Source organism: Sphingopyxis sp., from assembly GCF_035565275.1.
Taxonomy (GTDB): Bacteria; Pseudomonadota; Alphaproteobacteria; order Sphingomonadales; family Sphingomonadaceae; genus Sphingopyxis.
The window spans coordinates 12,356-27,085 of the sequence record NZ_DATMST010000301.1 but is presented as its reverse complement, the minus strand read 5'-3'; the positions used below and the strand labels follow the sequence as shown (position 1 = coordinate 27,085).

14 protein-coding genes are annotated in these 14,730 nt (G+C 65.2%); 5 read left to right on the top strand and 9 right to left on the bottom strand.

All coding sequences use genetic code 11. The annotated features are described in order from the left end of the window. The 4 genes from VN047_RS19905 to VN047_RS19890 all read left to right on the top strand — a co-directional run. On the top strand, window positions 1–672 hold a 672-nt coding region (locus VN047_RS19905; protein WP_325545768.1), incomplete at its 5' end, for a hypothetical protein. A gap of 88 nt (window positions 673–760) precedes the next feature. Then, the gene (ptsP, locus tag VN047_RS19900) at window positions 761–3,058 is read left to right on the top strand and encodes a phosphoenolpyruvate--protein phosphotransferase (protein ID WP_325545766.1); all 2,298 of its coding nucleotides are present in this window, start codon (window positions 761–763) and stop codon (window positions 3,056–3,058) included. Window positions 3,059–3,147: 89 nt separating this feature from the next. After that, window positions 3,148–3,792: a class I SAM-dependent methyltransferase gene (locus VN047_RS19895; RefSeq protein ID WP_325545764.1), complete on the top strand. Its 645-nt coding sequence runs from the start codon at window positions 3,148–3,150 to the stop codon at window positions 3,790–3,792. Continuing rightward, window positions 3,785–4,630: a hypothetical protein gene (locus VN047_RS19890; RefSeq protein WP_325545763.1), complete on the top strand. Its 846-nt coding sequence runs from the start codon at window positions 3,785–3,787 to the stop codon at window positions 4,628–4,630. Before VN047_RS19895 ends, VN047_RS19890 begins: the two co-directional genes overlap by 8 nt. Here the strand turns inward: VN047_RS19890 and VN047_RS19885 are convergent. Next, window positions 4,624–6,297, bottom strand: a complete 1,674-nt coding sequence (locus tag VN047_RS19885) for a hypothetical protein (RefSeq protein WP_325545761.1) — start codon at window positions 6,295–6,297, stop codon at window positions 4,624–4,626. The two genes, VN047_RS19890 and VN047_RS19885, sit on opposite strands and share 7 nt — an antisense overlap. Before the next feature lie 3 nt (window positions 6,298–6,300). Then, window positions 6,301–7,278 (bottom strand): glycosyltransferase family 2 protein, encoded by a 978-nt coding sequence (locus VN047_RS19880; RefSeq protein WP_325545760.1) that lies wholly within the window; start codon window positions 7,276–7,278, stop codon window positions 6,301–6,303. A gap of 188 nt (window positions 7,279–7,466) precedes the next feature. Between VN047_RS19880 and VN047_RS19875 the strand changes: the two genes are divergently transcribed. Next, window positions 7,467–7,883, top strand: coding sequence for a GFA family protein (locus VN047_RS19875; protein ID WP_325545772.1), 417 nt, complete (start codon window positions 7,467–7,469; stop codon window positions 7,881–7,883). Between the two features lie 2 nt (window positions 7,884–7,885). Here the strand turns inward: VN047_RS19875 and VN047_RS19870 are convergent, their stop codons facing one another. The 7 genes from VN047_RS19870 to VN047_RS19840 form a co-directional block, all read right to left on the bottom strand. Then, a complete protein-coding gene (locus tag VN047_RS19870; protein WP_325545758.1) occupies window positions 7,886–9,256 on the bottom strand; it encodes a serine hydrolase in 1,371 nt (456 codons plus the stop codon). Window position 9,257: 1 nt separating this feature from the next. Next, on the bottom strand, window positions 9,258–9,611 hold the full coding sequence (locus tag VN047_RS19865) for a hypothetical protein (RefSeq protein WP_325545757.1): 354 nt from the start codon (window positions 9,609–9,611) through the stop codon (window positions 9,258–9,260). Continuing rightward, the gene (locus VN047_RS19860) at window positions 9,608–10,933 is read right to left on the bottom strand and encodes a replication-associated recombination protein A (RefSeq protein ID WP_414712738.1); all 1,326 of its coding nucleotides are present in this window, start codon (window positions 10,931–10,933) and stop codon (window positions 9,608–9,610) included. The genes VN047_RS19865 and VN047_RS19860 overlap by 4 nt, the downstream gene beginning before the upstream one ends. A gap of 7 nt (window positions 10,934–10,940) precedes the next feature. Beyond that, window positions 10,941–12,098 (bottom strand): glycosyltransferase family 1 protein, encoded by a 1,158-nt coding sequence (locus VN047_RS19855; RefSeq protein ID WP_325545755.1) that lies wholly within the window; start codon window positions 12,096–12,098, stop codon window positions 10,941–10,943. Between the two features lie 41 nt (window positions 12,099–12,139). Then, window positions 12,140–13,084: a hemolysin family protein gene (locus VN047_RS19850; protein WP_325545754.1), complete on the bottom strand. Its 945-nt coding sequence runs from the start codon at window positions 13,082–13,084 to the stop codon at window positions 12,140–12,142. Between the two features lie 20 nt (window positions 13,085–13,104). Further along, window positions 13,105–13,611, bottom strand: coding sequence for an rRNA maturation RNase YbeY (ybeY, locus tag VN047_RS19845; RefSeq protein WP_325545752.1), 507 nt, complete (start codon window positions 13,609–13,611; stop codon window positions 13,105–13,107). A 165-nt stretch (window positions 13,612–13,776) separates the two neighbouring features. Continuing rightward, the gene (locus tag VN047_RS19840; RefSeq protein WP_325545750.1) at window positions 13,777–14,715 is read right to left on the bottom strand and encodes a LysR substrate-binding domain-containing protein; all 939 of its coding nucleotides are present in this window, start codon (window positions 14,713–14,715) and stop codon (window positions 13,777–13,779) included. Between the last annotated feature and the right edge of the window lie 15 nt (window positions 14,716–14,730).

Sequence of the window (14,730 nt, the reverse complement as noted above, 5' to 3'; positions counted from 1 at the left end):
CCTCCCCCGCCGCCTCCGCCGCCCGTCGTCATCGTCGTGCCGCCGCGTCCGCTGCCGCCAGGCAACGCTTCGCTGACCCAGATCCTGCCCGGCCGCGGCATCGACGGGCGCTTCGTCACCGCTAACAGCGGGGTTACGGGGGATCGTGCCTTCTGGCAGCTGAAGATCGGATTGAACGTCGCTGCCATCGGCTGCCGCGGCCTCGAAGAGACGACGCTCGTTTCGGCGTACAACAATATTATCAAGACCCACGGCAAGGTGATCAAGTCGACCGAAAAGAGCGTGATCACCCAGCTCGGCAAAGAGAATAAGAACAACGGCATCGCGCCGCGCGACCGCCTGTCGACGCAGCTGTTCAACTACTTCGCGCAGCCGCCTGCGCAGCGCAATTTCTGTCCGCGCGCCAACGAGATCGCGCAGATCATCGCGTCGACGCCGAGCGCCCAGCTCGTCGAACAGGCCCCTGCGCATCTCGCGCGGCTCGACGAGCCGTTCAATGAATTCTATCAGGCCTACGCCCAATATCAGGCCGACGTTATTGCCTGGGATGCCAAATATGCGCCTCCACCGGCAATCATGAGCGCGCCCGCACCGGTGACACCCGTTGGCCCGCCGACCGGCACGACCACCACTTCGGTAACCGCGCCGACCGCTCCGACAGGAAGCGACTGACGCCGTTTCCGGGGCCGCACAGGAATAGATTGGACAATAGCGCGCGGGGTATTGGCGTGCGCCGCATCCTTCTGTTAGCAGGATTGCGATGACCAACGCCCCGCCCCCGCCCTCGTCGGCCGCCCAGTCGGCGCGCACCATCCTGACCCGTTTGCACGAGGTCATGGCATCGCGCGCCAATGCGCAGGGCAAGCTGAACCAGGTCGTCGGCATCATCGGCGAATGCCTCGATAGCGAGGTCTGCTCGATCTATTTGCTGCGCGAAGGCGCGCTCGAACTTTACGCGACGCGCGGGCTGAAGCAGGAAGCGGTGCACGTGACCCGCCTTGGTCTTGGTGAAGGACTGGTCGGCACGATCGCCGATCAGATCGAAACGCTGAACCTCGACGAAGCGGCGGCGCATCCCGACTTTTCCTATCGCCCCGAAACCGGCGAGGAGCTGTTTCACAGCTTTGCCGGCGTCCCGATCATTCGCCGCGAACGCGCGGTGGGCGTGCTCTGCGTCCAGCACAGCGATCCGCGCCGCTACGACGATATCGAGATCGAAACGCTGCAAACCGTTGCGATGGTACTGTCCGAACTGATCGCCAACGCCGACCTGGTCGACACCGCCGCGCGCACCGACGCCGCAGCGACTGATCAATCGGCGCAGCGCCTGAACGGGCAAAAGCTGGTTGACGGCATGGGCGCCGGGGTCGCGGTGTTTCACCAGCCGCGCATCACCATCGAGCATACGGTCGCCGACGATATCGAGGCCGAGCGCCACCGCGTCTATGCCGCGTTCGACAAGATGCGCGAACAGATTGACCGTATGGCAAGCTCAGCCGATTTCGGCGTCGGCGGCGAGCATGAGGAGGTCATCGAGACCTACAAGATGTTCGCCTATGACGAAGGCTGGTCGCGGCGGATCAACGAGGCGATCGACAGCGGCCTGACCGCCGAGGCCGCGATCGAGCGTGTCCAGCAGCGCACCCGGATGCGGATGCGCCAGATCGACGACCCGCTGCTGCGCGACCGCATGCACGACCTCGAAGATCTGTCGAACCGGCTGATCCGCATCGTGTCGGGACAGATGGGCACCGCGGCGCAGATGGGTCTTCGCCAGGATTCGATCCTGATCGCGCGCAATCTCGGCCCCGCCGAGCTGCTCGAATATGATCGCCGGCGGCTGAAGGGCGTTGTGCTCGAAGAAGGGTCGCTGACCGCCCACGTCATCATCGTCGCGCGCGCAATGGGCGTACCGGTGCTCGGCCGCGTCAACGACGTGCGCGCCTCGATCCGCGAGGGCGATCTGTTGCTGCTCGATGCCGCGGCGGGCGCATTGCACGTTCGCCCGACGCAGGCGGTTCAGGATGCGTTCGACGCCAAGCTGGAGATATCGCAGAAGCGCCGCGCCAATCTCGCCGCGCTGCGCGACCTGCCCGCGGTTACAAAAGACGGCGTCCCGATCGAACTGATGATCAACGCCGGCCTGCGCGAAGACGTCGCCGCACTCGACCTGACCGGCGCCCGCGGGATCGGATTGTTCCGCACCGAGTTCCAGTTCCTCGTGTCGGCGACCCTTCCGTCGCGCGATCGCCAGCAGCGGCTCTATCGCGACGTGCTCGACGCGGCGGGTGACCGGCCGGTCATCTTCCGCACGGTCGATATCGGCGGCGACAAGGCCCTGCCCTATATGAACGTCCGCGACACCGCGCAGGAGGAAAATCCTGCGATGGGATGGCGCGCGCTGCGGCTGGCACTCGAGCGCGAGGGGCTGCTGAAGGTACAGGCGCGCGCGTTGATGGAGGCCGCTGCGGGGCGGACACTGAATGTCATGTTCCCGATGGTATCCGAACCGTGGGAATATGAGGCCGCGCGAGATTTGTTCGTAGCCCAGCGCGCCTGGCTCGCGAGCCACAACAAGAAGCTGCCGGTCGCGATTCGCTATGGCGCGATGCTGGAGGTGCCCGGCCTCGTCGAAACGCTCGATCTGATGTTGCCGCACCTCGACTTTCTGTCGGTCGGGACGAACGACCTTACCCAGTTCCTCTTTGCCGCCGACCGCGCACATCCCCGCCTCGCCGAACGGTACGACTGGCTGTCGCCGACCGTCATGCGCTACCTCGCGCGCGTCGTGCGGATCGCGTCGGGGACCAAGGTCGCGCTGGGCGTCTGCGGCGAAATGGGCGGGCGTCCGCTGGAAGCAATGGCGCTGCTCGGCGTCGGCATCGAACGGCTGTCGATCACGCCGGCGGGGGTCGGGCCGGTCAAGGCGATGATCCGCTCGCTCGATCTGGGCGCGCTGCGCGCCGAGATGCCCGCAATCCTCGCGCAGCCGACGGGCAATCCCCGCGGCCAGTATGAGGATTGGGCGAAAAGCCATAACGTCGATCTGGGCGACTAGGGTCAGGACCTGACTTGCGACATTAACGTTTCGACAGGGATTTCTTGGTTAATATAACCTTGTCGCCTCTCTGGCGGCCGGAGATTCCTATGCAGTTGGTGAAGCGCTCCTACGCCGGGTTCATGCACGCGATCGCGAGCCTTGCCCCTCTGGAAAAGCTGACCGCCGAAGCGCGCGATAGCGATGCCTATGGCTGGCGCCGCTGGGCGGCGTCATTGCTGGCGATCCACGATATCGAACGCATGATCGACCTTGGTCTACCATGGTGGAACGTTGCCGCGACGCGCGAGATCGAGGCCTATCTGCGCGCGCATCCGAATGCCCGCGTGTTCGAATATGGTGCCGGTGCGAGTACCGCCTGGCTGGCGCACCGCGCCGGCAGCGTGGTATCGGTCGAGCATCATGCCGAATGGCACCGGCTGCTGATGACGAAGGTCGGGGGGCTCGGAAATACCCGCCTGCTGCATCGCGAATTCGACAATGACGCCTATGTCGGCGCCATCGCCGAAGCCGAAGGTAGCTTTGACCTGATCGTGATCGACGGGCGGCTTCGTACCGACTGCCTTGACCGTGCGTTGCCGCATCTGAAACGCGGCGGCATTGTCCTTTTCGACGACAGCGGCCGGCGCCGCTATCGAAAGGCGATCGAGGATTGCGGCCTGACAGAGACGCGTCATTACGGCCGGTCCTATTGCGTGCCCTATCCGGATCACACCAGCCTGCTGCATGATTGACGCCGCTTCCGCACGCAGCCGGCCCGCTTTCGACCGCTTGCTGCGGTGGGGCGGCGCCGCCGCGCTGGCGGGCAGCCTGATCTTCATCGGCGAACGGTTGTACCGCCTCGACTGGTCGACACTGCAACCGCACATGTCCGCCGGACTTGTCGGCGGGATCGCCGCGGGCACCCTTTTGTTCGCCGCCGCCGACCGCTCGCTGGCACACGCCTGGGCGGTGACAGCCGATCCCGAACGCGCCTTCCCCCGCTACGAATTGGGGCGCGTCTACGCTCGCGGCGTCTTGCTCAAATATCTTCCTGGATCGATATTCCAATATGTCAGCCGGCAGGCCGAAGGGGCGCGGAAGGGCATGGCGCACCAGCGGCTCGCCCGGTCGACGCTGATCGAGGTCGGTTTGCATCTGGTCAGCAGCATGGCCGTCGCGGCAGCCTTTCTGGCCGGCGCATGGTCGCCGCCAGTCGCCGTACTCGGGCTGGGAGCGTTCGTGGCCACCGCGCTTTTCCTTCGCCGCCCGCTGGCGACGGCACTGGCTTTCCAGATCCTCTCCTTTTGCCTGTTCGGGCTCGCCGCGATGCTGATCGGAGCGGCGGTGTTGCCGGCTGAAAGCAGCCTTGCCCATTTCGCTGCGCTTTTCCTGCTGGCCTGGCTTGCCGGTTTCGTCGTCCCCGTCGCACCCGGCGGCATCGGTGTGCGCGAGGCCGCGCTGCTGGCGCTGGGCGGCAGCATCATGCCGCCAGCCGGGCTGATGGCGGCAACGCTTGCCTTGCGGGCGGGTTCGATCTGCGGCGATCTGGTTTATGGCCTCGCCACGCTCACGCGACGCTCGCCTCAGTAGGTTGTAAACACGCGCCCTTCGGGCCAAGGCGCAACTGGCCTCACGAGATGGTCGCCCCAACGAAGCGTCACGTCGCTGGTCGGGCTGCCCTGTACCAGATGATCGCCCCGCGCCAGATGCACCAGGCTTCCCTTCGGTCGAGGCTTGGCATCGATCACCACGTCGTCGCCTTCAACGGTATAGGTGCCGGGAACGGCCACCTCCCAATTCACGGGACTGCCACCCGCGCGAAGCGTCCGGCCCGCGACATAGACATAGCCCCAGTGCGGGATATAGTTTTCGCGCAATATCTGCTCATCGGCGGGCAGAAGGCTGTCGTCGACATTTGCGTCGATGAAAGGGTTCTGCAAAATCATATTGTTGGCCAGTAGCATCGGCACCGGCTCGGCCGCCATCGCGCGGCTGTACAGCGGTTCGCCCGCGCGGTGATATATTTCGAGACCCCACCCGCCCGCGAAGTGATTGATCGCGCGCGGGAAGTCGCCAGCCATGCCACTGTTGTCTATATAGGTAACGGGTTCCGGGAATATCGTGTGAACACCCGTGACGATCACCCTCTGGCGGGGCAGTACGCGGCGGTCCTCGACGAAGGACAGGAGAAGCGCCGAGGCGAGCAGGATCGCCGCCAGTGGCGCAACTCCGAAACGTCGCACGACGGGAGCGATCGCTGGAGCGATAGCGACCATGGCGGGCGGCAGGATGAATACGAAATGATAGGGAAAGGCGTTGCGATAGACGGCGATGGTCGCCAGCGGCGCGAGCAGCAGCAGTAGCAGGGTGCGCTCCATCGGATCGCGCTCGGGCTTGCAGGCATAGGTGACGGCCAGAAGGACCGCCGCCGCCAGCAGCGGGGCGAATAGTATCTGCCTGTGCAGCGCCCACATCTGAAGGAAAAGCCCGTCACCGAACATGCGCCCGGCAGCATCATTGCCCAGATCGCCGATATCACGCAGCCAGCCGGTCAGGCCGCCGGCAGGCAAATGCGGGGCTCCCCAAAGCAGCAGGACACCGGCCAGCACGGCGGCACCCGCCGTCGCGGCGAGCGCGACACGGGCTTTCCGGTTTTCCAGCCGGTATAGCGCGATACCGAAAAAGGCAGGAGCGTAGAGCACCGCCTTGATCGTCGAAACGAACGCTAGCGCGAGCAGCAGCAGGATCGCCGCAATCTCCGCCGCGCGAAGCGGACGGCAGAGGCCGATCCACATTGCGACTGAAAGCAGAGCGGCAGCGATCATGTCGGCGCGCAGTGCGAAGGCATGCAGAAAGACATAGCCGCCCGTTGCATAGAGCAGGCCGCAAAACAGCGCCGTCTCGAAACTGGCAAAACGGCCCGCCATGCCGACGATCGCAGCAATTGCCACGACCTCGAACGGGAGGATCATCAGCCGGATCAGCTGGATATGGGCGACATTATCGCCGGGAAGCCCGGGAACCCACGAGAAGAGCGCCACGAAAGGGGACTGGAGCCATGGCGCAGGACGGCCGAGCAGATGCTGGTGGATCTGGCTGAAGTGAAAGAATTCGTCCCAGTTGACGCTTTTGGAAAAGGCCAGTTCAACCTGAAGCGCGAGAACGACCAGCAGCGCGCCATACAATAATCCGCGCGCAGTGAAGCCACGGAGCAGCGGCCCGCGATACGATTCCGCCAAAGCCGGTGATGCGATCATGATTCAGGCGACTTTCCGGTGACCCGAGCGGTCGCCAGCGCCCTCCGCGACGGGAGCCTCCGCCGCATCGAGCCGTGCCTCGATATCGCGCAGCCGCGTCAGGCTGGTCTCGATCAGCTTGCGGTTCGTTGCCATGAGATCGGCAAGAATGCCAAAGACGATCACGAGCGCGCCGAGAACCAGCAGCACTCCGCCGATGACGAGCGACTGGACGTGCCCGTCGCCGTCGCCATTGCCCCAGAACCACAGGAATCGCAGCACGGGCAACAGGCCGAAAAATCCGATCGCAAGACCGAGCCCGACAAAGGCCCGCAGCGGATTGTAGGTCGTATAGGCACGCGCCATCGTGATGCCGGTGTTCACGATGAAGCGCGGGATCGATCTGAACAGCCGCGAAGGGCGCAAGGTCGCATGGGTGCGTACCGGCACGCTGACGATCGCGAGGCGCTTGCGCCCGGCCTGGATCAGCATGTCGGTGGTATAGCTGAATTCGGTGGTGATGTTGAGCCGGTGGGCCGCTTCGCGGCTGATCGCGCGGAAACCGCTGACCGCGTCCGAAACATGCACATTGGCCAGACGCTGGACGATCGCGCTGCCGAGCCGCTGCAGCCGCCGCTTTACCGGGCCGAAATGCGCATTGTCCGCGACGCCGCGATCGCCGATGACGATATCGGCACGGCCGTCGAGGATCGGGCGGACGATCGTTTCGATATCCTCGCCGGCATATTGGCCGTCGGCATCGGTGTTGACGATAATATCGGCGCCCGCCCGCAACGCGGCATCGATCCCCGACTGAAAGGCGGCGGCGAGACCGCGGTTGGTGCGATGCCGGACGATATGCTGCACACCCCACATCTGCGCCACCTGTGCGGTGTTGTCGGTGCTGCCGTCGTCGATGACGAGAATTTCGATGTTGTCGATCCCGGCGATCTTGCGCGGCAACGCCGCCAGCGTCGCGGGAAGGTCGCCGGCTTCGTTCAAGCAGGGTATCTGGATGACAAGCTTCACGCCATCACCCCGGGTTCGCGCTGGTCCATGAAAGCTCCTGAAAATTCCTGCCCCGTTTAGAAGCTTGTGGTTAATTCCGGGCTAACGTCGGGCTGCGGGGCGTTGCCGATACGACGATGTTTATGATATGTTCTCATTTCGATTCTTCGAGGAGAGAGATGATGTCCGAACAAGCGTCCCGTGCCAGCGGCCAGTGTCATTGCGGCGCGATTCGTTATTTGATGTCGACCGCGGTCGAACATCATGCGCTGTGCCATTGCAGCGACTGCCGCCGCCACGCCGGCGCACCGATGGTCGGCTGGGCGCTCGTCGGGCAGGACGCGATCGACATCAGCGGCACCGCCAAGATCTATGCCTCGTCCGAACATGGCCGCCGCCATTTCTGCTCCGACTGCGGCACCGGGCTTTTCTATACGAACGAAGCCATTTTCCCGGGGCAGATCGACGTCCAGAGCGCGACGCTCGACGACCCGGACCTGATCCCGGCGCAGGCGCAAATCCAGACCGCCGATCGTATCGGCTGGATGGAAAGGCTGGATAGCCTGCCCGCGTTCGAGCGCTACCCGCCCTTCGAATAGGGTCAGCCGGCCCGGTCGGCAGCCACGACCGCCTTGACGAGCGCCGCGATGTCAAGGCGGTTCTCGTCGTCGTCATAGCCCTGGCGAACGATCACGAGCTGGCGCGACGGAACGACCACCAGATATTGGCCGCGATTGCCGAAGGCGCCGAAGGCGTCGGCGGGAATGCCGTCGGATTTGTTCAACAGCCAGAAGCCTGCGCCATAGCCGAAGTCCCGGTCGGGCTGCGGCCCGCTCGGCGTCGTGACGAAGGTCCTCCAGTTTTCGGGGAGCAGGCGCTCGCCCTTCCACAACCCGTCATTCTGATAGAGCAACCCCAGCCGCGCGAGATCGCGGGCCGTGGTCCATACCTGACTCGACAGGATATAATCGCCGTCCTTGTCGCGCTCGACAAAGGTGCGCGTCATGCCGAGCCGGTCGAAAAAGGCGCGGGGGTTCAACGCTTCGCCCGCTTTCGCCTGTGCGGCTTTCAGCGACAGTATCGCAAGCATCGTATCGTTGTTGGCATAGCGATACCGCGTGTTCGGCGCGTTCAGAAGCGGCCATTGCGTGGTCCACTGGCGCACCGACGCGCCGCCCATATAGACGGCATCGGTGCGATTACCGGCAGTGTCGCTAGTGAGACCCGACGCCATGCGCAGCAGCTGTTCGGTGGTGATCGCGGCGCGCGGATCGCCGGGCGTCTGCCATTCGGCGATCATCGCGGGCTTGGTCACGTCGATCTGGCCCTTGAGCACCGCATGTCCGACGAGCGTCGCCGCCATCGACTTGGCAACCGAGAAGGTGCGCTGCGCGGTGTGCAGGTCGTGCCCCGGCTGATACCATTCGGCCACGATCCGGCCCTGCTTGACGATCAATAGCGAACTGGTGCGGCCGCCGAAACTGTCCCGGCGTATCGAGACCTCGGCAAAAGGCGAGACGCCCGCGGGCATGCCGACGCGCGCGGGCCGGTCGCCCAGCGGCCAGGTCTGATCGTCCAGATCGGGCCGGGCCGGCACGCCTGCCTGAGTCGGCGGCGTCGCCTGCGCACCGATCGGCAGCGTGATGCAGCCATCGCGCGCATCCCATCGGGCGACCCGCGGGGGCATGTCGTCGCGATAGCGCACGCTCACCCGCTTTGCACCGGTATCGACATCGGCTTTCAGCGCGCGAACATCGGACTCGATCTCGGGGTAGATGCCGGTCAGCTCGTCGCGCTCGATATCGGCAAGCGACTTGCCGCCGCCGTTCCAGAGCGACGAGCAGGTGAATGCCGCGCGATAGCCTGCCGCCCAAGCGCGATGGAGTTCGGCAGCGGGCGCGGTGGCGGGCGCCTGCGCGACCCCGGGCGACGCGGCGACAAGCACCGCGGCGCCGATCAGGTGGCGCAGCATTTCAGGGCCGCTCGCCAAACGCCTGACGCTGTCCCTTTTTCGCGCGGTCCCACCATGCGCGCCGGATGACGTTGGCGACGCGTTCGGGGTCGCGGGAACCGAAGCGGACCAGAAGGGCGTGCCAGCCTTCGTAATGCGCTGTTTGCCAGAATGTGTCGGGGTCGGTTTCAAGCAGGATTTCCTTTTCATCGGGCTTGCACATCACGGCGAAACTTCCCGGCTCGCGGCCGGGCGAGACGAGCGCCTTGCCGTTCAGCTTGGGGCAGGGCGTGCCATAGAAAGAGAGCATTTCGACATTGGGGAGCGCGCAGGCGAAGGCGACCACATCGTCCCAGCTATCGAACTTCGGCATCATTCGCCGCCCCTCTCGCGCCGCCGGTCATCCCACCATGCGAGCCGTTCGGCGATCCGTTTTTCGAACCCGCGATCGACCGGACGATAGAATTGGGCCGGCGCCATTTCTTCCGGCCAGTAGTTGTCGCCGGAAAAGCCGTCGGGTGCGTCATGGTCGTAGCTGTAGCCAGCGCCGTAGCCGAGGTCCTTCATCAATTTGGTCGGCGCATTGAGGATGTTCGCGGGCGGCGCGAGGCTGCCGGTCTCGCGCGCCGCAGCCCATGCAGCCTTTTGCGCAGCATATATGGCGTTCGATTTCGGCGCGGTCGCGCAATAGAGGCACGCCTGAACGATCGCGAGCTCACCCTCGGGCGAACCGAGGAACTGGTAGGCGTCCTTCGCGGCGAGACATTGCACCAGCGCCTGCGGATCGGCGAGACCGATGTCCTCGCTCGCAAAGCGCGTGATCCGGCGCAGAACGTAGAGCGGCTCTTCACCCGCGACAAGCATGCGCGCGAGCCAGTAGAGCGACGCCTGCGGGTCCGATCCACGCAGCGCCTTGTGCAGCGCCGAGATCAGATTGTAGTGGCCGTCGCGATCCTTGTCGTAGACGGGCATCCGCCGATGGAGGAATTGCGCGAGCTCGGCCGGATCGAGTGGTGCGTCGATCGTTACCGAGAACAGCGTCTCGACCTGGTTGAGCAGAAAACGGCCATCGCCATCGGCGCTGGCGATCAGCGACGCGCGTGCTTCGTCAGTCACGGGCAGACGCTGCCCGATCTCGGCTTCGGCACGCCCGATCAGCGTACCGAGCGCCGCCTCGCCGAGCCGATGGAGCACCAGCACCTGCGCGCGCGAAAGCAATGCCGCGTTCAGGGCAAAGCTGGGATTTTCGGTCGTCGCACCGACGAGCACCACCGTGCCGCGTTCGACATAGGGCAGGAACCCGTCCTGTTGCGCGCGATTGAAGCGATGGATTTCGTCAACGAAAAGCAGGGTCCGCTTCCCCGCCGCCGCCATCTTTTCGGCTTCGGCGAAGGCTTGCCTGAGGTCGGCGACGCCCGAGAACACCGCCGAAAGCGGCGCGAACCGCATGCCCACCGCCTCGGCGAGCAGGCGCGCGATCGTTGTCTTGCCCGTCCCCGGCGGCCCCCAGAGGATGATCGACGACAATTGACCCGCCGCAACCATCCGGCCGATCGCGCCGTCGGGGCCGGTCAGATGCTCCTGCCCCACGACATCGGCCAGCGTGCGCGGACGCAGGCGTTCGGCAAGCGGCACCGGGCCCGTCGTGCCCCCCGGCTGTGCGGCCGGCACATCGTCGCCGAAAAGATCCCCGGCCACCGCGACCTCAGCCCGCGCGCCGCTGTTTCTGGCGGATCAGGCGCAAATAGGTGTCGGCGACCGACTGGTTGATCGCGTCCCATTGATAGGCACCGCTTTCGAGCGCCGCCGCCGCGCCATGCTCGGCGCGAAGCTGGATATCGCGGCAATAGCGCTGGAGGTGGTCGGCGAAGCCGGTGATCGAACCGGGCTCGACGAGATAGCCGGTCTGACCGTGCTTGACGATGCTCGCGCTGCCCGTCGCGCGCGCAGCCACCACGGGCAGACCGCACGCCATGGCTTCGAGCGTCACATTGCCAAAGGTCTCGGTCACCGAAGGGTTGAAGAAGATGTCGCACGACGCGAGCGCATGGGCGAGATCGGCGCCGCCCTGAAAGCCGACGAAACTGGCGTTCGGCAGGCGCGATTCGAACCATTCGCCCGCCGGCCCCTCGCCGATCACCACGACCTTGTGCGGTACGCCGCGCCGCGCGAGAACGTCGATGGCATCGGCGAAGACGTCGAGCCCCTTTTCCATCACAAGCCGCCCGAGAAAGGCGATCGCGGGCACGTCGTCCCCGATGCCGAGCGCGCGGCGCCAAGCGACGTCGCGGCGGCCGGGGTTGAAAATCGCCTGCTCGACCCCGCGGGTCCAGATGCCGATGTCATAGTTCATCCGCTGTTCGCGGAGCACCTGCGCAAAGCTTTCGGACGGCGCGATCAGCGCGTCGCATTTGCGATAGAGCTTGCGCAGCCAGGCGACCATTACCGGCTCGAGGAACGACAGGTTGTAATAGCGGAAATAGGTTTCGAAGCGGGTGTGCACCGAACAGGCGACGGGAAGCCGCCGACGCCGCGCCCACGCCGCCGCCTGCCGCGATACGCGGTCGGGACTTGAGATATGGACGATGTTCGGCGCAAATCGCGTGATGTCTTCGCGCACCCGCGACGAGAAACTCACCGGAATGCGATATTCGCTGCGGCCCGGAATCGCGACGGACGGCACGCTGACGAGGTCGCCGGTCGGTTCGAAATCGGGATTGGCAACGGTCGGCGAATAGACCCGCACCGCCGCGCCCTGCGCCAGAAGATAGCCGACGAGACGGTTCAGCGCCTTGTTCGCGCCGTCCGTGGTCATGTTGTAATTGCCGCTGAACAGGGCGATGCGAAGGTCGGAAACTTCCATCCGGCCTCGCCTAATCCCTTAGCGTTGCAAAGGCAATTGCGTCAAAATTCTTCGCCGCGCTCCAGCGGCGCCTCGAGATCGACCTCGACCGGCGGATGGAGCCGGAGGCGATGGACACGGCGCTCGTCAGCCTCGGTGACCTCCAGCCGCCAGCCGCTCGGGTGGACGAGTATCTCGCCCACTTCGGGCACATGCCCCGCGAGCACCGCGGCAAGGCCGCCGAGCGTATCGACGTCCTCCTCGACCTCGGCAAGCCGCGGGTCGATCGCTTCGCCGACGTCGTCGAGTTCGGCGCGCGCATCGGCTTCCCAGCAGCCATTCTCCCCGGGAGCGAACAGCGCCGTGGGTTCGTCGTCGTGCTCGTCCTCGATTTCGCCAACGATCTCTTCGACCAGATCCTCGATCGTCAGCAAGCCTTCGGTGCCCGAATATTCGTCGATGACGATGGCGAGGTGCGTACGCTTCGCGCGCATTTCGGCGAGCAGGTCGAGCACGCCCATCGATTGCGGGACGTAGAGCGGCTGGCGGATCAGGTCGAGCAAAGGCGGCGGCGCGCGCCCCTCCGCCAGCACGGCGAACACATCCTTGACGTGAATCATGCCGACGACTTCGTCGAGATTCTCGCGATATACGGGCAGACGGCTGTGCCCCGCATCGGCGAATTGCGCGACGACGTCGGCGAAACTCGCACTTTCGGGGATCGCGATGATGTCGGCGCGCGGCACTGCGACGTCGTCGACCGTCTGTTCGCCGAAATGGAGGAGGTTGCGCAGCATCTTGCGCTCGATCGGCGACAGGTCACCGACAATATTGCTGCCGCGCCGTTCCTGACCTTCTTCCTCGGCCTCGTCGATGACCTCTTCGATCTGTTCGCGCAGCGACGGTTCCTTGTCGCCGCCGAACAGCAGGTTCTTCAGCCCGGACAGCAGTCCGGGTCTACTACTGTCCTCTTCCGATCGGTTCGAAGATCCCTGGTCGTCGGGCATATATCCGGCTTTGTCCTCAGTTAGTCCTGATCCGCATATGGATTGGCGATGCCCAGCGATGCAAGTGCTTTCACCTCCAGCGCCTCCATCGCGGCGGCGGACACGTCGTCCATATGGTCGTATCCGACGAGATGAAGCGTGCCGTGAACGATCAGATGCGTCGCGTGATCGACGATCGAAACCCCCTTTTCCCCGGCCTCGCGCGCGCAGGTTTCTCGCGCAAGCACGATATCGCCGAGCAGGATTTCGCCATCGTCGCTGTTCGCGAGTCCGTCGAGCAGGTCGTTCTGCACCTGCGGAAAGGACAGCACGTTGGTCGGCTTGTCCTTGCCGCGAAAATCGCGGTTGAGCGCGTGCACTTCGGCATCGTCGGTCAACCGGACAGCGATCTCGACGAGCGGCGCGGCGTCGGCGAGCGAAGCGAAAGGCGTCAGCGCGAGCGCGGCGGCGGCGGCCTCCCCTGCCCGCGCTTCCCAATCGAGCGCGTCGGGCCAAGGCGTCGCGGCGTGGGTTTCGACGCTCAGCATGCACAAACTCCGAAACGAAAACCGACGGAAAGCTGTGCAACTTCACTCGCGATTGACATTGCGTGCGCCCGTTTCCGGTGGGCGTCTGCGGCGTAGGGTCGAAAGCTTCTCATCACCGCCTCGTATCGCGGCGCGATTTTATAGGACAGTGATATTTGGCGGCGTTCAGGGGTCGAGAATGACCGCACACTCGACAATGTCCCGCGCATGCGCGACCTCGGCGGCGGCGGCATCGGACAGCCAGTCGCGAAAGCGGGCGATCTTCATGCTTTGCAGGCGCGCGACGGGATAGACGAACCAGAAAGCGCAGCCGTCGCCCGCGACGAGGTCGTGCGCCGGAACGAGGCGGCCCGAGGCGATTTCGTCGCGGAAAAGGAGCGGCGACCCCATCGCGATCCCGTGGCCGGCGACTGCGGCCGCGATGTCCATATGTTCAGCGGCGAGACTGGTGCCGAAGCGCTCGGGCGGCGGTCCGGGAACAACCCCGAGCGCGCGGTACCAGAGCGCCCACCAGTCGGGCCGGCCGAGCAGCGGCACATCGAGCGGGCGGCCCGGATCGTCAAGCCCGCCCGCCGCTTCGCGGAGCGCAGGCGCGCACAGCGGGGTAAAAACCACCGGGAAAAGATGAACGCTTCTGAGGCCACGCCATTCGCCAAGGCCATGGCGGATCGCAGCATCAAACCGCCCGTCGCCCAGTGCCTGCGGCTCGGCAGACAGCTCGAGTTCAATCGCGATGTCGGGGTGCGCGGCGCGGAACAGGCCGAGCCGCGGGGTCAGCCAGCTCGTTCCGAAGGTCGGCAGGGTCGTGAGCGACAACCGGGCCTCGTCCTGATCCTGGGCCGTCACGAAACTGGCGTGCAACACCGCGAAGGCGGCCGTCGCCTCGCGCGCGATCGCCGCACCCGCCGCGGTCAGCGCAACCTTGTGCGGATGGCGGACGAACAGGTGGAGCCCGGTCTGCCGTTCGAGCTGGCGGACATGATAGCTGACCGACGCCGCGGTCGTGCCAAGCTCATGCGCGGCGCGCGAAAAGCTTTCGAGCCGCGCAGCCGCTTCGAAGGCACGGATCGAGGGCAAGGGCGGAAGTTTATCGTCGCGGACCATAAGTCTGATTTAGCC